General features: G+C 36.5%; 16 protein-coding genes. 3 read left to right on the forward strand and 13 right to left on the reverse strand.

Annotation, left to right across the window (positions count from 1 at the left end; all coding sequences use genetic code 11):
• Positions 1–17: 17 nt before the first annotated feature.
• Entirely contained in the window at positions 18–4,610 is a 4,593-nt protein-coding gene (gltB, locus tag C794_RS16745; protein ID WP_017798322.1) for a glutamate synthase large subunit, read from the reverse strand.
• A gap of 450 nt (positions 4,611–5,060) precedes the next feature.
• Here gltB and C794_RS16750 point away from each other — a divergent pair, with 450 nt between their 5' ends.
• Complete coding sequence (locus tag C794_RS16750) at positions 5,061–6,080, forward strand: LLM class flavin-dependent oxidoreductase (protein WP_017798323.1); 1,020 nt, start codon at positions 5,061–5,063, stop codon at positions 6,078–6,080.
• Between the two features lie 488 nt (positions 6,081–6,568).
• Here the strand turns inward: C794_RS16750 and C794_RS16755 are convergent, their stop codons facing one another.
• The 9 genes from C794_RS16755 to C794_RS16795 all read right to left on the reverse strand — a co-directional run bounded on the left by C794_RS16755 (position 6,569) and on the right by C794_RS16795 (position 14,797).
• On the reverse strand, positions 6,569–7,816 hold the full coding sequence (locus tag C794_RS16755) for a cytochrome P450 (RefSeq protein WP_017798324.1): 1,248 nt from the start codon (positions 7,814–7,816) through the stop codon (positions 6,569–6,571).
• A gap of 98 nt (positions 7,817–7,914) precedes the next feature.
• Complete coding sequence (gene wrbA, locus C794_RS16760; RefSeq protein WP_017798325.1) at positions 7,915–8,514, reverse strand: NAD(P)H:quinone oxidoreductase; 600 nt, start codon at positions 8,512–8,514, stop codon at positions 7,915–7,917.
• A 399-nt stretch (positions 8,515–8,913) separates the two neighbouring features.
• The gene (locus C794_RS16765; protein ID WP_017798326.1) at positions 8,914–9,384 is read right to left on the reverse strand and encodes a Na+/H+ antiporter subunit G; all 471 of its coding nucleotides are present in this window, start codon (positions 9,382–9,384) and stop codon (positions 8,914–8,916) included.
• Complete coding sequence (locus C794_RS16770; RefSeq protein ID WP_017798327.1) at positions 9,362–9,646, reverse strand: Na(+)/H(+) antiporter subunit F1; 285 nt, start codon at positions 9,644–9,646, stop codon at positions 9,362–9,364. Before C794_RS16770 ends, C794_RS16765 begins: the two co-directional genes overlap by 23 nt.
• Positions 9,646–10,128 (reverse strand): Na+/H+ antiporter subunit E, encoded by a 483-nt coding sequence (locus tag C794_RS16775; protein ID WP_017798328.1) that lies wholly within the window; start codon positions 10,126–10,128, stop codon positions 9,646–9,648. The genes C794_RS16770 and C794_RS16775 overlap by 1 nt, the downstream gene beginning before the upstream one ends.
• Positions 10,129–10,155: 27 nt before the next feature.
• The gene (locus C794_RS16780; RefSeq protein WP_017798329.1) at positions 10,156–11,637 is read right to left on the reverse strand and encodes a Na+/H+ antiporter subunit D; all 1,482 of its coding nucleotides are present in this window, start codon (positions 11,635–11,637) and stop codon (positions 10,156–10,158) included.
• Positions 11,630–11,968, reverse strand: coding sequence for a Na(+)/H(+) antiporter subunit C (locus tag C794_RS16785; protein WP_017798330.1), 339 nt, complete (start codon positions 11,966–11,968; stop codon positions 11,630–11,632). The genes C794_RS16780 and C794_RS16785 overlap by 8 nt, the downstream gene beginning before the upstream one ends.
• A gap of 2 nt (positions 11,969–11,970) precedes the next feature.
• Positions 11,971–12,393: a Na(+)/H(+) antiporter subunit B gene (locus C794_RS16790; RefSeq protein ID WP_017798331.1), complete on the reverse strand. Its 423-nt coding sequence runs from the start codon at positions 12,391–12,393 to the stop codon at positions 11,971–11,973.
• Positions 12,380–14,797: a Na+/H+ antiporter subunit A gene (locus C794_RS16795; RefSeq protein ID WP_017798332.1), complete on the reverse strand. Its 2,418-nt coding sequence runs from the start codon at positions 14,795–14,797 to the stop codon at positions 12,380–12,382. The genes C794_RS16790 and C794_RS16795 overlap by 14 nt, the downstream gene beginning before the upstream one ends.
• Positions 14,798–15,368: 571 nt before the next feature.
• Here C794_RS16795 and C794_RS16800 point away from each other — a divergent pair.
• Positions 15,369–16,058, forward strand: a complete 690-nt coding sequence (locus tag C794_RS16800) for an adenine nucleotide alpha hydrolase family protein (protein WP_017798333.1) — start codon at positions 15,369–15,371, stop codon at positions 16,056–16,058.
• An 87-nt stretch (positions 16,059–16,145) separates the two neighbouring features.
• On the opposite strand, the gene C794_RS16805 is transcribed toward C794_RS16800, so the two are convergent.
• Positions 16,146–16,931, reverse strand: a complete 786-nt coding sequence (locus C794_RS16805; RefSeq protein ID WP_017798334.1) for a carbon-nitrogen family hydrolase — start codon at positions 16,929–16,931, stop codon at positions 16,146–16,148.
• 351 nt (positions 16,932–17,282) lie between these two features.
• On the opposite strand from C794_RS16805, the gene C794_RS16810 reads away from it, so the two are divergent.
• Entirely contained in the window at positions 17,283–17,912 is a 630-nt protein-coding gene (locus tag C794_RS16810) for an NUDIX hydrolase (protein WP_017798335.1), read from the forward strand.
• Between the two features lie 27 nt (positions 17,913–17,939).
• Here C794_RS16810 and C794_RS16815 read toward each other — a convergent pair whose 3' ends face one another.
• Both C794_RS16815 and C794_RS16820 read right to left on the reverse strand, forming a co-directional pair.
• Positions 17,940–19,799 (reverse strand): DUF2207 domain-containing protein, encoded by a 1,860-nt coding sequence (locus C794_RS16815; protein ID WP_017798336.1) that lies wholly within the window; start codon positions 19,797–19,799, stop codon positions 17,940–17,942.
• A gap of 92 nt (positions 19,800–19,891) precedes the next feature.
• Positions 19,892–21,796 (reverse strand): ATP-dependent DNA helicase, encoded by a 1,905-nt coding sequence (locus tag C794_RS16820; protein WP_017798337.1) that lies wholly within the window; start codon positions 21,794–21,796, stop codon positions 19,892–19,894.
• Positions 21,797–22,014 lie beyond the last annotated feature (218 nt).

Genomic DNA, 22,014 nt, shown 5'->3' on the forward strand with positions numbered 1-22,014 from the left:
GCTGACATGAATCATACTTATACGTTCACCTTATCTTTTTGTACTTTAATTTGATTGGTTTCCTCAAAAGCTTGTAGTTCTGCTTGATATTTAGTTAATCCTGTATTCATTAACATGGATATACGTTCTCTCATTGCTAAATATGCTTTTGGAATTACACGAATAAATGATGTTGAATATTTTTCCCAATACGAAAGGATTCTTGCAGCATGACCACTATCTGTATATTCCACATGCTTTTCAATTGAATTGTATAAGTCTACCAATTCTTTTTCATCCGTAACACGTTCAACATGAACGAGAGAATTATTTACCATATTATTAAATTCGTCTTTTTCATCAAATACATAAGCAACTCCACCTGACATACCAGCAGCAAAGTTTCTACCGGTTTTTCCAAGGACGATTACTTGGCCACCAGTCATATATTCACAGCCATGATCACCGATACCTTCTACAACAATCGACGCTCCACTATTTCGAACTGCAAAACGTTCTCCTGCTATGCCTCGAATGTATGCTTCACCTGCAGATGCACCATAAAATGCGACGTTTCCTATGATAATATTCTTTTCGGGCTCAAATGTAACCGTTGAAGATGGTCTAACGATTATTTTTCCACCAGACAATCCTTTACCAACAAAGTCATTGGCATCTCCTATTAATTTTAGAGACATTCCTTTTGGAATAAATGCACCGAAACTTTGTCCTGCGGAACCATTAAAGTTTAGTTTAATCGTATCTTCAGGTAAACCATGTTCACCATATTTTTCTGTAATCGCGTGACCTAATAAAGTCCCTGTTACACGGTTAATATTTCGAATGGCAACTGAAAATTCTATAGGTGTTCCATCTTCTATTGTCGATTCACAAATCGGTAGTAACTCCTGATAATCCAATGTTTTATCAATACCATGATCCTGCTGTTGCGTTGCATACTGATCTATTTTAAAAGGTAGCTCCGGTCTATATAATAATGCAGATAAATCAATATCTTTCGCTTTCCAATGATCCAGCTGTTTTGCCTCTAGCACATCGGAGCGTCCAATCATTTCATTAATCGTACGGAAGCCAAGTGATGCCATAATCTCTCTGGCTTCTTGAGCGATAAATTGCATGAAATTAACGACATGATCCGGGTCACCAGAAAACTTTTCTCTTAAAGCAGGATTTTGTGTTGCAATTCCAACTGGGCAAGTGTCTAAGTGACAAACACGCATCATTACACAGCCTAATGCTACCAATGGCGCTGTAGAGAAGCCGTACTCTTCTGCTCCTAATAAAGCAGCAACAACTACATCTCTACCAGTCATCATCTTACCGTCTGTTTCCACAGTAATACGGTCACGTAATCCGTTTAATAATAATGTTTGATGTGTTTCAGCCAAACCAATTTCCCAAGGAAGTCCAGTATGCTTCAAGCTAGTACGAGGTGCTGCACCTGTACCGCCATCATAACCACTAATCACAACATGGTCCGCTCTTCCTTTCGCTACACCTGCTGCAATTGTTCCAACTCCTACAGCTGCCACTAGTTTTACACTAATACGCGCATTAGGATTGGCATTTTTCAAGTTATAGATTAATTCCGCAAGATCTTCGATGGAATAAATATCGTGGTGAGGTGGTGGAGAGATTAATTCAACTCCAGGAGTTGATCCACGCACTTCCGCTACCCATGGGTATACTTTTTTGCCAGGGAGCTGGCCACCTTCACCTGGTTTGGCTCCTTGTGCTACTTTTATTTGAATCTCATCTGCATTTACTAAATAATTACTAGTTACACCAAAACGTCCAGAGGCAACTTGTTTTACGGCACTTCTTCTTAAGTCACCATTTTCATCTGGTATAAACCGATCGATGGACTCACCACCTTCTCCAGTATTACTGCGTCCACCTAATCGATTCATTGCGATCGCTAAAGCTTCATGTGCTTCTTTACTAATCGATCCAAAAGACATTGCTCCTGTTTTAAATCGTTTTACAATATTTTCTACAGGCTCTACTTCTTCAATTGGTACCGGCGTCCTGTCTTTAAAATCTACTAATCCACGCAAGGATTGTAAGTTTAATGCATCATCGGTAAGCATATTAGAATACTCTTTAAAGAGCTCGTAGTTATTGGATCTTACAGAATGTTGCAATGTTTGAATCGTCTGTGGATTATATTGATGATCTTCACCATTAACTCTGTATTGGAACTCATCACCAGGTATTAAATTACGTTTTCCATCTCGAGCTTCTGCAAATGCTAGCTGATGTCTCATCATTGCTTCTTTTTCGATAGTATCAAGCTTAATGCCCCCTAATCGAGAAGCTGTTCCAGTAAAGTAATAATCGGTAACATCCTGATGTATACCTACCGCCTCAAAAATTTGAGCACCACGATAACTTTGAATTGTAGAAATGCCCATTTTAGATAATATTTTGATAATTCCGTCAGTTACAGCAGTAATATATCTCGTATACGCCTCATCTACTGAATCTACCTTTATTTCATCCGCTTGGAATAAATTAAAATACGTATCGAAAGCAAGATAAGGGTTAATCGCTTCTGCTCCATATCCTAATAAAGCTGCAAAATGATGTACCTCTCTAGGCTCTCCTGACTCAACTAATAAACTAACTTTCGTACGAACTCCCTTACGAATCAAATGATGATGCAAACCAGAAACTGCTAACAAGGCTGGAATTGCTGCTTGTTTCTCATTTACTCCCCTGTCTGACAGGATAAGTAAACTGACGCCTCTCTTCATTGCTCTATCCGCCTGTACAAATAGTGTATCAAGCGCTTCTTTCATATTTCCTTCTTTTTCAGTATCAAACAATGTAGATAGCGTTTCTACGGATAGCCTTTCTAAGCGCTGATGTCGTATTGCTTCTAACTCTTCATTACGTAAAACGGGTGTCTCTAGACGAATATGTCTACAATTATCCGCTGTAGGCTTCGTTAAGTTCCCTTCAGCTCCGATTGTCGTCTCCACCATTGTAATTATCTTCTCTCGAATCGCATCCAAAGGTGGATTAGTTACTTGAGCAAACAGTTGTTTAAAGTAATTATATAGCAGTTGAGGGCGTTTCGATAAGACTGCTAAAGGCGAATCATACCCCATCGAACCTACTGGATCTTTTCCATCTGAAACTAATGGTTTCATAATTTTATTTAATTCTTCTTGTGTATAACCAAAAGCTAACTGCTGTTCTAACAATTTATCACCGTGGTTAACAGGATAATCACTTGTCGGTTTCGGAAGGTCTTGCAAATCAACTTTATTTTTTAGCCATTCTTTGTAAGGTTTTTCAGAGGATATTTGCATTTTTATCGTTTCATCAGGAACGATAACTCCTTTTTCTAAATCAACAAGTAACATTTTTCCTGGTGCTAAACGATCTTTATACAAGATATCATCAGCAAAAATATCTAATGCCCCTACTTCAGATCCTAAAACAACCATTCCATCCTTTGTAACATAATATCTTGCTGGTCTTAATCCATTCCGGTCTAAACATGCTCCGATTTGGCTTCCATTCGTAAACACTAGTGCAGCTGGACCGTCCCATGGTTCCATTAATGTACTATGATATTCATAAAAATCACGCTTTTCATCTTTAATATTGTCATCATTCGACCAAGGTTCTGGAACCATCATCATTGCCGTATGAGCTAATGATCTTCCTGAAAGATGTAAAAATTCAAATGTATTATCAAATATAGAGGAATCACTTCCATCTGTATCCATAACTGGTAATATTTTTTCCAAATCTTCTTCACTAAAATGATCAGATACACAGAGTTGTTCTCTGGCTTGCATCCAATTTACATTACCGCGTAACGTATTAAATTCTCCATTATGGATGGTATATCGATTAGGGTGAGATCTTTTCCAACTTGGGAATGTGTTGGTACTAAAGCGTGAGTGAACGAGTGCTAACGCAGATTTAAAATCTGGATGGTTGAGGTCAATATAGTAGGCATCTAATTGTTCCGGTACTAACATACCTTTATAAACAATTGTTCTTGTAGATAAACTACAAATGTATACATCCTCATATTCTGGTTGACCTGCAACAATATTTTCGATGCATTTACGTATCACAAATAATCTACGTTCAAATTCCATCTGATCCTTAATGCTATCCGAGCATTGAATAAAAAATTGTCGAACCGATGGAGCACTCTTAGATGCAACTTTCCCTATAAAAGATTCATTCGTTGGTACAGGCCTCCAGCCTAGAAATGTTTGTCCTTCATCTTCAACAATTTGTTCTATCATTTTTCTACAAGTCATTCTTAATTGACGATCTCTAGGTAAGAAAATCATCCCTACGCCATAGTCACCTTCACGAGGTAAGTGAATATTCTCTTTCACACATTGAAGTTGAAAGAAACGATCGGGTATTTGGGTCATAATACCAGCCCCATCACCCGTGCTTGTATCTGCTGATTGTCCACCTCGATGTTCTAGGTTACACAATATATTAATCGCATTTTGTACTATATTGTGAGTTTTCTTACCATTTATATTGGCAATCATCCCTATTCCACATGCTTCATGTTCAAAGTCTGGATGATATAGTCCCTGTTGATCAGGATATCCTTGTTTACTCATCACAACAGCTCCTCTCTTGTATAGTTTCCGTTTTAAATCAATCTGTTTTTTGAAGGACAACGCATGTTGTTTTGTTATTATATCATAAATTCAATTTAGACATAAAATTCTGATTACATGTTTTTATTGATTTATTCTTGCTTCTCAAAATGTAATCGCTACCATCGTTAACATATTAACTTTTAAATTTTTAAAATTTTTTATGCTAAAAATCGATTTCGAATCAGATATGGCGTAATTGAGCCTGAATACTACTATTCTTATTACTGATTTATCAAACAGTCGTTTTCTTTTTCAATTTTTAAGAACATTCTTTTTTCGTAAGTTAGTTGATTTTTCCTATTATTCCGTTATATTGGTAACTCTCATAATCCCAAACAAATAAGTAGACTCTAAAAGAAGAAACACTTATCATTGTTCTCATAACCTAGAAAGCAAGGAGGTTACTTGATGTTAACAAACAACGAACACAAAACATTTCAAGATATACCACTCTCTGTATTAGATTTAGCACCTATTGTTCAAGGTTCTAATGCCAAACAAGCTTTCCAAGACAGTGTGCGATTAGCACAACATGTAGAAAAGTTAGGTTTCAATCGTTATTGGCTAGCAGAGCATCACAATATGCAGGGTATTGGTAGTTCTGCAACGTCGGTTCTAATAGGACATATAGCTGGTCATACTAATCATATGCGTATTGGATCCGGCGGAGTAATGTTGCCGAATCATGCTACTCTTGTGATTGCAGAGCAATTTGGAACATTGGAATCTCTATATCCAGGACGAATTGATCTTGGTCTGGGTAGAGCTCCTGGAAGCGACCAAGCTACTGCCTACGCATTAAGAAGAACGTTACATGCAGGATCTGAAGAGTTCCCAATGCAAGTAAACGAACTTCAAGATTATTTTTCTAATGATCCTGTATCACAAGTAAAAGCAGTTCCTGGTCAGGGCTTGGATATTCCCATATGGTTACTAGGATCTAGTGACTTTAGCGCTCGATTAGCAGCTGAAAAAGGACTTCCTTTCTCATTTGCTTCTCATTTCGCACCACAGTATACAGTACCAGCGATACAGTTATATCGAAGAAATTTCCAGCCATCTACAATAATGGATAAGCCTTATGCAATGGTGGGGATAAATGTTATTGCCGCAGATACGGATGAAGAAGCAGATTACTTAGCTAACTCCCACCGTATTCAATTTCTTAATTTACGTAGAGGAAAAGAATCGAAGCTTCAGCCACCTGTAGAGAATATGGACACCATATGGTCTCCAATGGAGAAAGCTGCTGTCGAAGAATCTCTTGATCCTCGTACAACGATAGTCGGCAGTAAAGAAACAATCAAAAAAGGAATCGAAGCATTTCGTAAAGAAACAGATGCTGACGAGATGATTATTACCTCCCAAATATATGATATGAAGGCACGTCTTCGCTCTTATGAGATTATTGGAGAGATTATGGATTAACATTAAAATATCCGAACCATCCTAGGTTGGCACAAAAGTATTTACTCAAAAGATAATCTGAATGAACTGGTTATGATACTCGTTTCAGAAATGTACTCTGCTTATCCTAAGGCGGCCGGTGAGCCTCCGAATGCCTATGCATCGGGGCCTCACTCCCACAGGACAAGGAAGACCTAGGCAGCATTGCAACACACGGAAAATCGTCTTTTGATTTCAAGGAGTCTCCGTATATTTCTTACGCTTATTTTAGCTATCATTCGTCTTTTGACCAAAATCTTTTGTTATAACTTATTCTCTTGGTTCGGATATTATATATATATATTTGAATCAATTTTGTAACTGCTATGTCTATTTAAAAAAACGACTATTTGGTAATAGTTTTATTTCATGTTCGGAATATAGGAAAAAACAATGACTTCTATTATACTGGAAACCGCGACTCTTCTAAAGCCAAAAAAACTCATTATGGGACTGACTCGTTTTTTTGATTATCCTTTATTCCGTATATTTTGCAATCTAATTTTACTAGGTTGAGCAGGGATTTGATTGAGCTTAAAATTCAAGTCTTGATCAGGCAAATCATAATCTAATTGCAACAAGTACTCCAAGCTTATTCGCATCATTTGTGTTGTTATCTCCTCTCCCACACAACGGTGACCGAACTCTAAGTCACCCGCCCCTTGTGGAATAAGTCTGTAACGGTCTTTTTCATCTAAAAATTGAAACCGTTCAGGTACAAAATTTTCTGGTTCATCCCACGTATCTGGATGATGATTAGATCCGTATAAATCTAGCAAGACAAGTCTGTTTTTTGGAAAATAGATATCTTCCCAAATAAAACTCTCTCGTGCCTTTGCTATAACAAAAGGAACTGCAGGATAAAATCTCTTCACTTCTTGAATAAACCAGCTGACATATTGTGAATCTTTACGAAGTCTTTGCCTTACATTTGGATTTTCTAGTAATGCTAATTGACTAAAACAAGCATATCTTGTAATTGCAACAAACGGACGTATTATATTTAATACCTCTTCCGCAGCATTTGGAATAGATAATAATTTACCGTTAGAACGTTCATACCAAGCTAATTGATACAAGGGAGATTGCTCTTGTGGGTGGATTCTACCTGTTCGTACTTGTCTAATAATGTAAGATATCCATTTAAGCGCCCGCTTTTTCGCTTGATTTCCCTGGAAATAATTTAATCCTTTGTTTGTAAAAGCCGTCAGCATGGAACGAATATCTTTTGTACGTAAGGAAACATTTTTGGCATACAAAGGAATGCCTATCCAATTACAAACAATAATGGTGAATAATTGTTCCAATTCATCTAACAATACTACTTCACCAGTTTGTTCCCAACGTTCTATAGCAATTTTCCATTGATTCCTGCTAATTTGTTCTAGTTTTATTCGCTGTTCTTCATTCATTACATTTATCAGCATTTGTTTTCGTTTATGATGTTGTCCATCATCGAATTGAAATACACTATTCTTTCCAATGATTACATCTGCTACATTTTTGGGAATTGCACCATAACGAATAAAACGGGATGAATCGTAGAATAACTCAGCCGCTTTAGGTCCACGCATTGCTATAAACTTTTTTCCAAGTATCTTCGTTTCTACAACATCTGAGTTAAATTGATTCATACGATTGGAGAGAAATAAATACCCTTCATTCATCCAAGCAACTGTATGATCAAGACCTTCTTCTTTTGGTATTGGTTTTACCATGGCAATATCCTCCTACTATTTGTAGCATTCCCTTATCCAATATATTAAAACGAAAAAAAGAGCTTATCAACGTTTAACGCTAATCAGCTCTACAAACATTACTCTGAAATTATTTTTTTAGTTATTTCAATTAATCTTTTTGTCTGTACAGAAACTGCAGGTTGAACATCCTTTGTAAAGTTCCCATCTTGATCTACCGTAGCACTTGCTCCATATGGATTACCACCTGTGGTGAAAAGTACTGGGTCAGTATATCCAGGAGGAACAATAATCGCTCCCCAGTGCATTAATGAAGTATAAAAACTTAAGATACTTGCCTCTTGTCCTCCATGGTCATTTTGAGCAGAAGACATTGCACTGACAGTCTTATTTATTAAAGCGCCTTTTGCCCAAAGCCCTCCCTGTATATCTAAGAATTGTTTCATTTGCGACGCATAGCCTCCAAACCGAGTAGCCGTGCTAAAAAGTATTGCATCCGCCCATTCTAGTTCATCCGAAGAAGCCACTGGTATATCCTTTGTTTCTTCTACGTTCTTTTTCCAAGCTGGATTAGATTCGATTGCTTGATGTGGAGCCAGTTCTTGAACTTTTAAAACTTTCACTTCAGCTCCTGCTTCTTTCCCGGCTTCTTCTGCCCACTTTGCCATCTGATAATTTGTTCCAGTTGCACTATAATATATAATCGCTAATTTAACCACTTTATAACCCCTTTAAAACTTATTTTCTATATTTACTTTCTCCATCTATGTGAGGAACTATACGAAGATAAAGGTGAAAGCGATCGTTTAGCAACGCAGCGAGTGATTCGACAGTAGTAGAACTTCCTTTTCCTTTGAGATAAAGGTATCACGATGAGGTGCTCACCCAAGGGTATAAGTGCGACTAAGCCTCATATAATACATTCGGCAGTCTTCTTTTCACCGCAAGGGTATAAGTGCGACTAAGCCTCATATAATACATTCGGCAGTCTTCTTTATCGTAGGGCGATTCGTGAAGTCACCTAGTTGATGGACGATGGAGTCAAAAGTGGCTATTTAATTATTTCGTTATCCACAAGTACCTAATTTAAAAACTCCACCCAAGGAATGGATGGAGTCTCAACTATTCACGTTTCTCTCTGCGTTCGAATCATTTTTGTCTATTTTTTCAACATTTACTTCATCTGTATTTTCTTTAAATTCCTCTATACTTTTCTTTTCTTCTTGCGTTTCTTCTTGGACTTCCTTGATAACATCCTTTAATTCGTCTTCTATTGTTGTATCAGCCATTTTCACACTCGCACGGTAAGCCGCTCTTGTTATTAAATGTCCAGCCACTGGAGCAGTTAAGAATACAAAAGCTATACCTAATAAAAGACGTACACTATAAAACCCTTGTTCAGAAGCAAAGTAAATAAAAGCGCCTAATAAAGTCATCAAGACTGCTAAAGTAGAACTTTTTGTACCAGCATGAGAGCGAGTATATACATCGGGGAAGCGAATTATTCCGATTGCACTAATTACTGCCATAATTGCTCCACCTAACATAAATAGTGCTGCAACAAATTCAATCATTTCGTTTCCGCTCAATGATAACCCCCCTCTCAATATATTTCGAGAAGGCAATCGTACTTATAAAAGCAAGAATTGCAAGTATTAAAATAACCTCTAGATAAGCTTTTGTTCCCTGAAGCACAGATATTATTGCTATGGATGATACAAGCATAACACCGATCATATCTAAAGCCACAACACGATCAGGTAGGCTAGGCCCAATAATAATGCGGTATGCACTTATCGCTATTCCAATACCATACAAAGTTAGTGCTGCAATTAACATACCTTGAATCATCACCTAGTCACCCCCATAATCGCTTTCTCAAATTTATTTAATGACCGTAACAACATATCTTTTGATTCTTCTACATCCATCGCATGAATATAAAATGCATCTCCTTCTTGCGTTACCTCTATAACTACAGAACCGGGAGTCAGCATTAATAATAGTGCTAGAGCGGTTATTTCCCAGTCCCCACGAAGTACTGTTTCATATTTAAACAACCCTGGTTTAATTTTAATTTTCGGGCTTAAAATATGCCTTAAAACTAGTTTCGTTGATAAAACTAATTCTCGGATATAGATAAATATCAACTTAATCAAGGCAAAGAATCTACCTAAGTAGAAACGTTCACCAAAAAATCGATGCATTAAAAATACGATCACGATACCTACTAGATATCCTGCAACAAACGTTGTAAATCTTAACTCATCTTCATCACTTATTAATGTCCACAAAACTGCTATAAACACATTTAATAAAAACTGGGCGGGCATTTATATCCACCTCCTCTAAGACAATCCTTAGTTATCATATAAAACCGCATCAATGTAAATTTGTGGATTTGCTAGGACCTCAGCTGCATCTTTTACATAAACAGTTAAAGGTTCAACCCCTATTCCAAGAATAAATGATCCTGCTGCTAATATCACACAAGGGATGATCCAGCCTTTTTTCATTGGAATTTTGTCTTCTTTACTTATAATCGTCTCTCCCCAAAAACTAGTAAGGAAGACACGCATTAAAGAATATAGAACAAAAATGCTGGAAATAAACGCTAATGCAAGTAGAATATATGCCCCGCCCTCAACAGCTCCTTGTCCTACCAAGACTTTTCCAATAAATCCACTTAACGGTGGAATACCTGCTAACGCAAGTGTAACAATGAAGAAAATCCAACCAAATAACGGATAATTTCGGATTAGTCCACTCATATAATCAATTCTCGTCTCTCTTGTCACAGCAATCATCGTTCCAGCAAGTAAGAATAAGAGTGCTTTTACAATCATGTCATGGATTAAATAAAATATAGATCCTTCCAACGCAGTAGGTGTTGCAACAGCTAACCCTACCAATATAAATCCGACCGCTATAACCACATTGTAAGAAGCGATTAACCGCACATCTTTATATGCTACCGCCCCAATACTTCCTAGTATCAATGTAACACCTGCAAGTATTCCAATAAATGTATGAGTAATATGTGGTTCATGATAAAACATCAATGTAAACACACGGAACATAGCATAGATACCAACTTTTGTTAGCAATGCACCAAATAGTGCGGCAATTGCTGTTGAAGGTACACTATACGAACCTGGCAACCAGAAAAATAGTAACAATCCTGCTTTCAAAGCAAAGACGATTAAAAATACAATGCTAACAACAGTCAGCATTGGTGTCTGTCCTTGTTCAGCAATTCGCTCTGAAAGATGAGCAAAATTAAGGGTTCCTAATCCTCCATACGTGTAAGCAATTGCAATTAAGAATATCCAAGACGACACAACATTTATAATGACATATTTAATCGATTCCCTTAATTGACCCTTACGACCGCCAAACGCAATTAACACATAAGAAGCTAAGAGCATAATTTCAAAACAAACAAAAAGGTTAAATAAATCACCAGTTAGGAAAGAACCATTTACACCTGCCACAAGAAAATTAATAAAAGGGTAGAAAAACATGTGCTCATAAGACTTTTCTGTGGAAGAAAAAGCATAAACAAGACATATTGCAGCAACAATACTTGTCGTTAATACAAGTAGCATTGAAAATGAATCAGCCACAAATAATATTCCAAATGGTGGTTCCCATCCACCGAAATCGAGACGGAGAATTCCATTTTGTTGAATCTGATGCAAAATATATGCACTGATTCCGATATTGACAATCATCACAGAAAAACTACCCCATCGTTGTAGTTTTAAATTATGACGGAAAAATATTAAAAGAATTCCAGCAAGTATAGGGATCATCATAGGCATAGCAATAATATTATTCATTTCGATCCCCCCGTAACTCGTCTAGTTTATCTGTTCCTGTTTCCTGATACGTACGGTAAGCTAACACTAGGGACACTGCTGTAACAGCAAAGCTAATAACAATAGAAGTTAATATTAGCGCCTGCGGCAATGGATCCACCGGAATTGCATCTCCTTCACCAATAATTGGTACGCTCCCGTTTTTTAGCCCAGCCATTGTGATGATCAATAAGTGGGCAGCATGAGATAAAATAGCAGTCCCTAAGATTACTCTAATTAAACTTTTAGATAAAATTAGATACGTAGCTACCGTTACTAATATACCTGCTAGGATGGTTATTAATGTTTCCATAGTTATACATCCTCACTAATACTTAAAATAATCGTAACTACGACGCCTACAACAGCCAATGCAACTCCTGCTTCAAATAACATCACTGTTGCAAGCTCTGTCTCACCAAAGAAAGGCAAATCAAAATATGAAAATGTTTGACTTAAAAATTCCTCTCCAAATATAAGTGCTCCTAAGCCTGTTCCGACCGAAAGAAATGCTCCAAACGCGGCCACCTTTTTAAAATCAAATGGTAGAGCGTTTCGAATTGTCTCGATATCATAAACGATAAATAACAATACGAGTGCTGAAGCTAATACAAGTCCTCCGATGAAACCTCCTCCTGGACTATGGTGTCCAGAAAGAAACAAATAAACTGCAAGGGTGAGTATGATAAATGAAACTAGCTTTGCAACGGTACGAAGAATAACATTATTTATCTTCATACTGCTCACCCTCCTTATTGTTATTCTTTAATTTAATAAATACATAGACACCTATTCCGGCAATGAGTAGAACCACTACCTCTAACATGGTATCTAATGCGCGAAAATCACCGAGGATGGAATTAACCATATTCTTTCCACCAGCAAGCTCATAAGAATTCTCGAAGAATTTCGAGATGGATTCAAATGTTTTTCCACTTTGGACCATTAATGCGACGACCGTAAATACCACTCCGACACAAATGGAAATTACCAAATTAGTGTTGCGCGTTTTCTTTGGAGCGTCTTCCTTCTTCCATTCAGGAAGGAAATAGTAAGCTGCTAAAAATAGTACAGTTGTAACAGATTCTACGATGGTTTGCGTTAGAGCTAAATCTGGTGCTCTAAATAATACAAAGAATATCGCTACTCCAAACCCTAAAATACTATTTAAAAGAATTGCAGTAAGTCTTGATTTGGCAAATAATATAGCAATTGCCGCTGACATCATCACCAAAGCAGTAATTAGCTCAAAATTAGAAATAGCAGCATTTGTTGGCAATTCAAACTGATAAGCACCTGTATATAAGAGCATTCCACCTATAGAAATAATAAAGAATAAATAAATATATACTAAATAGTCTCTTAAGTTTTGTGTCATATACGAATTAGTAAATCCAGTCGATTTCTCTTCTATTTGATCTAGAATGAAGCCATAAAATACATTAATTGACCACTTTTCTGGAAATAGTCTATATACTCCCGTCCAGTACTTCCTTGTATAGAATAATGCTAAACCAAGAAGTACCACTCCGATGGTCATAAATAATTCAAGTTCAAATCCATGCCACGCATAGATAGATTCGCCAAGTTCTACACCTTCAGCAGCAAGAGTTGGAAATATTCCAGACATAGCTGGTGTAATTAAATTCTTTCCAATAATATTCGGGAAGAAAAAAACACCAATAACTAACAAAGCTAAAATAATTGGAGAAACAAGCATCCCTGGTTTTGGTTCATGGGCAGGATGTTCTAATTTTTCTTCTTGATATGGACCTAGGAAAGTCTTTACAACTATTATTGCGGAATACACAAAAGTAAATACACTTGCAACCCAGGCAACTATCGGTAGAAGGATTCCCCAAGTTTCTAAAGCAAAGAATCCTGCTTCACTTATATTAACAACCGCCATGAAGAACATTTCTTTACTTAAGAACCCATTAAATGGTGGTAAACCTGCCATAGACAAGCTTCCAATTAACGCAATAGAGAAAGTCACAGGCATCAAGGTAATCAATCCACCAAGTCGACGTATATCTCGAGTCCCTACACTATGGTCGACGATACCTACCACCATAAATAGCGCACCTTTAAACGTAGAGTGATTTACAAGATGGAATAGAGCGGCAAAAGAAGCACTTGTAAATGCGACAGATTCTGTGGAGTATCCTAAATTTAGTGCGGCTGAACCAATACCAAACATACTCATAATCATACCAAGCTGGCTAATTGTTGAATATGCGAGTAACGCCTTCAAATCGATTTGACGTACTGCATTAAAAGAACCCCAGAATAGCGTGAATAGCCCTACACCTGTAACTGCCCAGAACCAGGTAGCTTCTCCACCAAAAACAGGTGTAAATCTAGCAACAAGGTAGATACCTGCTTTTACCATGGTAGCTGAATGCAAATAAGCACTAACTGGAGTAGGTGCTTCCATCGCATCAGGTAACCATATATGAAATGGGAATTGAGCAGATTTTGTAAATGCTCCAAGCAGTACTAATATCATTGCTGCAATAAACAGATAATGATCATTAAAGGAACTAACATTACCAATTACTTCACGTATAGACCATGTGCCTGCCATTTGACCGAGCATAATAAAACCGACTAACATGGCTATACCACCTGTGACGGTAATTAGTAATGATTTTTTCGCACCATCTCTTGAACGTTTCCTTTGGTACCAGAAGGCGATTAGAAGGAACGAAGAAATACTTGTCAGCTCCCAAAAGACATATAAAACAAGCATATTATCGGATGTTACTACTCCTAACATTGCCCCCATAAATAACATCAGGTATGTATAGAAGTGTCCAAGCGATTCTTTAGAAGAAAGGTAGTAAATCGAATATAAAATAACAAGTGCACCAATACCAGATATTAATAGGGAAAAAGTCAAGCTTAATCCATCTAAATATGAAGTAATGTTAATACCGTAAGACGGTATCCAGTTTAAGGTGAGGGTAATAACATCTCCACTAGCTATAATAGGGATAAATTGAGCGAAATAGATAAATAAAGCAGTAGATACGAATAATGCGAACCAACCAACATGAATTCGCCGTACATATTTGTAAAGGAAAGGTATAATTGCTGCTGCAATAAAAGGAAACATTATTGCAATAATCAATGTTGTCAAACTGTAACCTCCAATCAATATAGGTTAACGTTACTGTTATCACACAATAGAGATAACAGGATATACTATTTAATGAATATCTAAGACACCCATCTGTTGCAAAAATAGGTGGAAGAATTGTTCACAAATGGAAAGGCATGATAAAAGTGGATGTGCATCCATTTATTTGAATGTAACGTGGTATAAAAAGTGTTATTTTATTTACTCTATAGATGTACCCTGCTTCGAAGTTATTCCGCAATTTACATTAGTAATTATACAGGAATTCATTAACAAGTGCACGCTTGAACACTTTACCACGATATAGACTAGAATTTCTTATTCTTTTCAAGTATGCTAGTAGAAAGAATGACTCCATGTATAAATCGTCTTAAAAAATAGAAATAAGGTATATACGAATAGATAAATACATGTTAGAATAATACAGTTTCATGGAAAAATAAAATAAAATTAATATTTATTATAAACAAAATAAACGTTACCATCCGGTTATTCAAAAACAACTAAAGGATGTATCTACTAACCGGATAAACATCGTTAAATGAATATATTAAAGAGGTGAGTTGCCGTTATGAAAAAAATTAGAGGCCGCATGGACGAAAGCATCCTTGTCTGCGTATACTATGGTCCAAATGGAGAGCGTTTAATACAACGAGGACATAAGCTTGCGCGAATCATGGACTGTCCTTTATATGTATTAACTGTAGATGCTTTACCTTACGATGAATTCGATGCAGATAAATCCGGTTACGTAGAACGCTGGAAAGAGCTATGTGATGAACTTGATGTTGAAGACTTCATTATTCGAGATAATGAAAGGCGCTCATCTGTAAAAGCGATTAAAGAGGTAGCACATCAACATAATATTACACAAATTATTATTGGACAGAGTGCACAAAATCGATGGGAAGAAATCACAAAAGGATCATTTGTCAATGTATTACTACGTGAGATTACTTTTATCGACCTTCATATCGTTTCTGTGGATCGTACATTGAAAAGTACAGATGATACGATCTATGAAAAAGGTGTCCGTGGATTCTTGCAAAAAGATGAAGAAAAAGAGGCTTATCGCTTAAGTTTTGCTCGCTCGAAGCATAATTTATATGAAGGTATTTTTTATAAAGAGATCGGCACAGATTTTAATAACGGTATTTTTAAATTCGTCAATAGTAAAGGTAAAACCTGCCAGGTTCATGTAACCGAAGATATTTGTACAGGAAAATTGACCGATCCACCAAACGTAAAAAATAACAATTAATTATAAAAGATCCAAACCATTAATCGTTAAAATCGATAATAATAGTTTGGATCTTTATTTTTTTTGAAAAATGTTCCCTTTTTTAGTTTAATAAAGCTTCGGAACCCTACTTTCAAAAATAGGTACATTCTTTCTTGCTTCACTTACTTTCTGTAGATCAATACTATCAATAATCGTTTCCTCGTGATGATCCGAACCTAATGTTTGAATCTCTCCCCAAGGATTAATCACCGAAGATAGTCCACAAAACTCCACGTTGTTATATATGCCTACTCTATTCGCTGAAATAATATAACACTGGTTTTCAATCGCTCTTGCTAGTTGTAATGCTTTCCAATGATCTTTTCTTGCAGATGGCCATTCTGCCACAATATAAATCACTTCGGCTCCTGATACCGCTAATGAACGGGTAAGCTCTGGAAAACGAAGGTCATAACAAATAATAAGTCCCATTTTTACACCGTCTAATTCAAATGTACACACCTTCTCTTCCCCACCATCCAAATAGGTTGGTTCATCTAACATAGGAACGAGATGGATTTTATCGTACTTATATACTTTTTCTCCGTTGCTATTTACAACAATTGCAGTGTTATTTATTTTTCCATTCCGCTTATTCGCTATCGATCCTCCTATAATGTGGACCTGATTATCCCGAGCTAACTGTTGTAAAAATGAACAAGTCGGTTCTTCTTCCTCATCTGCAACTTCATTTAACTCAGCAAGTGTATATCCAGTTGTCCACATTTCAGGAAGTACTATTATATCAATATCGTTCATGGAAACTGTTTTTTCTATCCATGTTTTCACCTTTAATCGATTTGCCTCTGGATTCCCCGGCACAATATCCATTTGATATATCGCATAGCGCATTCTACCCATCCCCCCTTTATTTATTTTATTGTATCAAAGTTGAATTTCAAAATCAGATGCGTCGTTAATAAATTCGAATGTTGCTTTTTTGATTCTCATTTCAGACGGTCGCTTTTTAATAGAAACGGCTTGAACTAACTAGAAGAAGATAGCCACGTGTATTTTCAGGTCGTACTTTCCTGCAGAAGTCGCCGTCTTCCACAATCAAACCAAATTGTTCCTAAAATCCTACATATATAATGTATAAAGGAATTAGTTAAAATAATTCCTCTCAAGTGACAGTCAACAGAAACAATTATAAAATGAAAGTATGGATATCATTAAATCCATGTTTTTACAGGAGGTAATGTAATGAATATTCAAGAAATATTTAAACAGCTTCATGGTCGAACTCCATCCCTTATGGGGCATGAACATTTTAAAGAATCCTCTGTAATCATTCCACTAATCGAAATTGATGGTGAAACCCACATATTATTTGAAGTGCGTTCCATGCAAATGCGTAGTCAGCCAGGAGATATATGCTTTCCAGGTGGCCGAGTTGATTCTACGGATAAGGACCCTTCTCACTGTGCCATTAGAGAAACAATGGAAGAACTTGGGCTTTCGAAACAAGATATTACTGACCCAATTCCCCTGGACTACATCGTGAATGACCTTGGAAGGATTATCTATCCGTTTGTAGGTAGGATTATTCAACCTGACAAAATAAAACCCAATCCAGATGAAGTCGATCATACATTTACCGTACCCCTATCTTTCTTCTTGGAAACAGAGCCAAAGAGATATAACGTACATTTACATGTAAAACCGGAAGATAACTTTCCTTATCATTTAATTGTCGGGGGCGAAAATTACGATTGGCGTATGCGTCATGTCGAGGAATTGTTCTATCAATATAACGATCAGACAATCTGGGGATTAACAGCCAAAATATTAACTCATTTTATTGAACTTATTAAAACAAACGAAAGGAGCTAGCACGATAACTAGCTCCTTTTCTATACATTAAAACGCTCCTGCACCTCCACCACCTGTACTGCTAGTTGTATTACTACTACTTGAGCTACTACCGTATACGGCGGGATTTATCATCATATAATTTGTATTAAATGTATTGACTGTGGCAGAAGGATAATAAAGTAAGGGGAAAGCACTCTTAAGATCCTCAGAAAGATTTAAATCTTTACATGTTTTTGCGAATTTATCTTCTGCTCCAATGACAATCGCATATTCTAATCGTTGTTCCAACTTATCCGGTTCTGAAGAAGTTGGGTAACGATTTGTTGCAAATAAATGATAAGCATGTCGTACTGCATATTTCCGCTTACGAATATCCTTTATCCAATAGCTAGCAGGAGTAATCAATACGACTAAACCTGTAATTCCATAAAATACTAAAGATACAATAGTACCTGTATTTATTGTAAAGAATAAAGTAGGGAAAATTAAAAGATAGAAATACAGTACCCCTAATATCCATTTCTGTCTTCGGAACCAAATACATAGAATCGTGATAACACCTAGGATTATAGTTAGTATCCATTGTTCCATTTGAGAAATAGGTTGAATCGTTAGAAGATAATAACACAAAGCACTTACAGCAATCGTTGAGAGAATTGATAGTACAGTATATCCAGCAAAAGGACGACGTAAATTTTGAAATCTATCTTGTTCCATTACAATTTCTTTCCATTGTTGGAATTTATTATGAAATATCTCTGCTTGTTTTTCTTTTTCTTTATCGGAAAGATCCTTATCTTCTTGTATCGATTCAAGAAGAAAGTAGGCACCCTTCTCATCACTATTTGCAAACAACCATTTCTTTAAATACTGATCTGATTCATTTATATGGGATCCTGAATTTCCCCATGAAAATCGATATGTATATTCTCCTTCTGTTCTCTCAGAAGGTACTCGCGACATGGTAATGATGCCTCTTTGTTTTAATGAGAATAGCGCAGCAATGAAACTTTCCGGCATCAGTGAGCCTTTTTTCAAGAAGCTATTCATTAAAGGGTCCGTCTCTTCAAAAACCCGTATCAAATAATCAGAACCTTTATTTCCCCGATATCGATTCGGGTGCACAAAAAATAGATAAGTCCCCGCTAATAGTACTACTCCAATACCTCCCCAAATCATTGGAGTAATTACACTCGTTGCTGCATCTAAATGCTGAATACGATTTTCGAGTTCTTCTTCCGTTTGTAATATAGCTAATTCCATTTCTTTATGTTTATCAATATCCTTACCGGAGAGTTGTTCAGATGGAAACAACAATCGAATTTCCGAATCCTTCCCTGCCGGTAAAGTCGAATTGGTGTACTGAATACCACTATCAATGGTACTTAGCTGTCCACTTGCATCATCATGTAAAAAGAAATGTATATTTTCATCTTTTTGATGTGGTGTGTGGATAGAAATCGATACATTATCAAGATCTGTTTCATTATCACTATCAAAAAATGAATACGTTAATTCAGCAACATCTTCATACTTCGTGATGGAACCATGGACATCATAGCTGTACAATACTTTTTTCGTCTCATTATTTGATTCAGTATAGATTTTCCACATATCATCCTCTTCTTCGGTTGTTAACTTCTCTAGACCTTCCGTAGATATAGTGGGATCATCACTTGTCGTTAAAAACGCTTCAAAATCTTTCGCATCTGAATGAATAGACCTGGTTGTACCTTCATATGCACCTTCAAAGGTATATGTATATAGTTCTTGTACAGTGATCGTACCGTCTTCTTGTATTTGAGCATCAATTTGTACTTCATCGATTGTAAACGAATGATCATCGGAACAACCGGTAATAATAAATACCATGGATAACATCATTATAATAAAATATTTTTTCATCGTATCACTCCACCTTTATATGAGTAATACGTACATCTGTTAAAAAAGTTTCAAAAACTCGAGCAATGCAGTCATCACTCGAGTTTACCTCATCAACTATTTAATAATGAATCTAGCACTGTTGTATCCGTAGCATGTTGCCAAATACGGACGACTCCTGAATCACTTTCAGTACGAATAAGTCGACCAACCCCTTGTTTCATCCGTAACATCATGTACGGTATGTCAATTTCTTGTGAAGAATTTTTGGCGTGTTTTCGCTTTGCCTTAAATACAGGATCATTCGGCGGGTATGGTAAGGATGCAATAATAACTTGGCTAAGTGCTTTACCCGGGATATCTAATCCCTCCCATAAATGGTAGGCACATAAAATAGATGGTATATCATACTGAAACCTGCGGACAATTTCACTGATTTCTTGATCTCCTTCATAAAGCATCGCATATTCCCAACTCTGCTTCTTAGCCCATTGGCGAAAATCATTCATATCTCCTTCTGAACGGAACAGGACTAGGCTATGCCCCTGATTGTCATTTAACTGTTCCTTGATTCCTTTGAATCGCTCATCTGAATCCTGATAAGAATGAAATGATATTTCTCGATTCGATTCATAATCAAACGGAGAGTCCACCGAAAAAGAATCGTACTGTCCTATACCTAAACTCTTTTGCAGATAGGAAAAGTCATTGTCCTGTGACAAAGTAGCAGAAGAAAATATAAATGGAATATTTTGTGAAAATACCTCTTCTCTTAATACGTTCTCAACCAATCTCGGCATAATAACAAGACTACTATTCATTTCATCTTGTTCTAACCAGTAAATTCCTTCATCATCATTTAATAGAATGGATAATCCATATGAAAAAAACTCTAGATATTCTTCAATAATCTTGGTGTGGTAAGCATCAATTGTAAAAAGCTCAGCATCAAATACAAGCTGTTCTAATAATTCCTCCACCATTCCATTTAATCGTTGAGCCATTTCTAACAATGGTTCACTACGAGGAATTTCTAATCGATCAGACCCTTCAATTCTTACTGCACTGCTTGTAATAACGTCAAACCATTCATCATGCAAGGATAAAATATCCTCTGCTAATTGTAACGATTCTTCTCGAACATCTTGACCAGTATATCCAGTCAAAACACTTGTAATATTATTGAAGTTAAAACGATAGGTAAGTCCTTTTTGTGCTGCAAACTCTAATAAATGTCCTTCATCAAAAATAACAGAACTCGCTTCCGGAAGCAGAGGCAATTGACCTTCACGTTTACGTGATTCTTTTGTCCAGACATGTTCCATATAAAAATCATGAGAACAAATAATAATATCTTGTGCATGACGGTAATATTCACGGTTTAAGGTTTGCGCACTTCGATGCCTCCAGTCACATGTCGCACATTGTTTTAATGGATCCCAACCAATGCGCTCCCATTGTTGATCAGACACCCATGGGTACTCTTTACGATCTCCATATCGGTAGAAAGTTTGCATAGATACTCCTTGATCAAATACAAAATCAGGAATTTGATCATGTACAGCTAGTATATCTTCATCATTGGTTTTCTCAACTAAAGGATCTAATTTTTTCATACAAACGTAGTTTTCTCTTGCTTTTGCAAGTCTAACATCTACTTCTAGGTCTAGTGCTTGCTCCAATTTATCAATATCTCCGCCTTCTTTAACAAGCTGTTCAATAAGTGTTTCATCAGCGCATGAAATAATTACAGGTTTTCCCATGTAACGGGCGTAACAAATCGCATATAGTAAATAAACGATTGTTTTACCAGTACCTACACCAGCTTCTGCAAACATCGTTCTTTTATGTTTAAAAGCTTGCTCCAGTTGAAAAGCCATAAATATTTGCTCATCACGGAGTTCAAATCCTTTTTCAGGCAATATATCATAGAAGACATCGCCAATATAATCTCCTAATCGATCAAAAAATTTTTCGTTTTTTGAAATAGTAAATGGTAATGTTTTTTTTCCAGTCATTATAGACTCCTTCAGCTAACGTATTTAAATGCGAGTTCAAAAATGTATGATCACACCGGACTTTTTGAACATCATCATTAAGCAACCCTCATCGTACCATTATAGTCAATTTTCTAGCAAGTTATCATACTTTTTCTATTAAGTTCGTTTTTTTTATAAAAAAACACATGAACAGCCTGCCCGCTACTCATGTGTCTTCTAATATAATATCCCCTTTT

The organism is Oceanobacillus kimchii X50, from assembly GCF_000340475.1.
In the GTDB taxonomy this organism is placed as follows: Bacteria; Bacillota; Bacilli; order Bacillales; family Amphibacillaceae; genus Oceanobacillus; species Oceanobacillus kimchii.

Excerpts from the sequence above, each read along its gene's own strand:
- C794_RS16815 (WP_017798336.1), bottom strand. The coding sequence starts at position 19,799 with ATGAAAAAATATTTTATTATAATGATGTTATCCATGGTATTTATTATT.
- C794_RS16810 (WP_017798335.1), top strand. The coding sequence starts at position 17,283 with ATGAATATTCAAGAAATATTTAAACAGCTTCATGGTCGAACTCCATCC.
- C794_RS16775 (WP_017798328.1), bottom strand. The coding sequence starts at position 10,128 with ATGCCCGCCCAGTTTTTATTAAATGTGTTTATAGCAGTTTTGTGGACA.
- C794_RS16770 (WP_017798327.1), bottom strand. The coding sequence starts at position 9,646 with ATGATTCAAGGTATGTTAATTGCAGCACTAACTTTGTATGGTATTGGA.
- C794_RS16785 (WP_017798330.1), bottom strand. The coding sequence starts at position 11,968 with ATGGAAACATTAATAACCATCCTAGCAGGTATATTAGTAACGGTAGCT.
- C794_RS16790 (WP_017798331.1), bottom strand. The coding sequence starts at position 12,393 with ATGAAGATAAATAATGTTATTCTTCGTACCGTTGCAAAGCTAGTTTCA.
- C794_RS16780 (WP_017798329.1), bottom strand. The coding sequence starts at position 11,637 with ATGAATAATATTATTGCTATGCCTATGATGATCCCTATACTTGCTGGA.
- C794_RS16820 (WP_017798337.1), bottom strand. The coding sequence starts at position 21,796 with ATGACTGGAAAAAAAACATTACCATTTACTATTTCAAAAAACGAAAAA.
- C794_RS16755 (WP_017798324.1), bottom strand. The coding sequence starts at position 7,816 with ATGGTAAAACCAATACCAAAAGAAGAAGGTCTTGATCATACAGTTGCT.
- C794_RS16750 (WP_017798323.1), top strand. The coding sequence starts at position 5,061 with ATGTTAACAAACAACGAACACAAAACATTTCAAGATATACCACTCTCT.
- C794_RS16805 (WP_017798334.1), bottom strand. The coding sequence starts at position 16,931 with ATGCGCTATGCGATATATCAAATGGATATTGTGCCGGGGAATCCAGAG.
- C794_RS16800 (WP_017798333.1), top strand. The coding sequence starts at position 15,369 with ATGAAAAAAATTAGAGGCCGCATGGACGAAAGCATCCTTGTCTGCGTA.
- gltB (WP_017798322.1), bottom strand. The coding sequence starts at position 4,610 with ATGAGTAAACAAGGATATCCTGATCAACAGGGACTATATCATCCAGAC.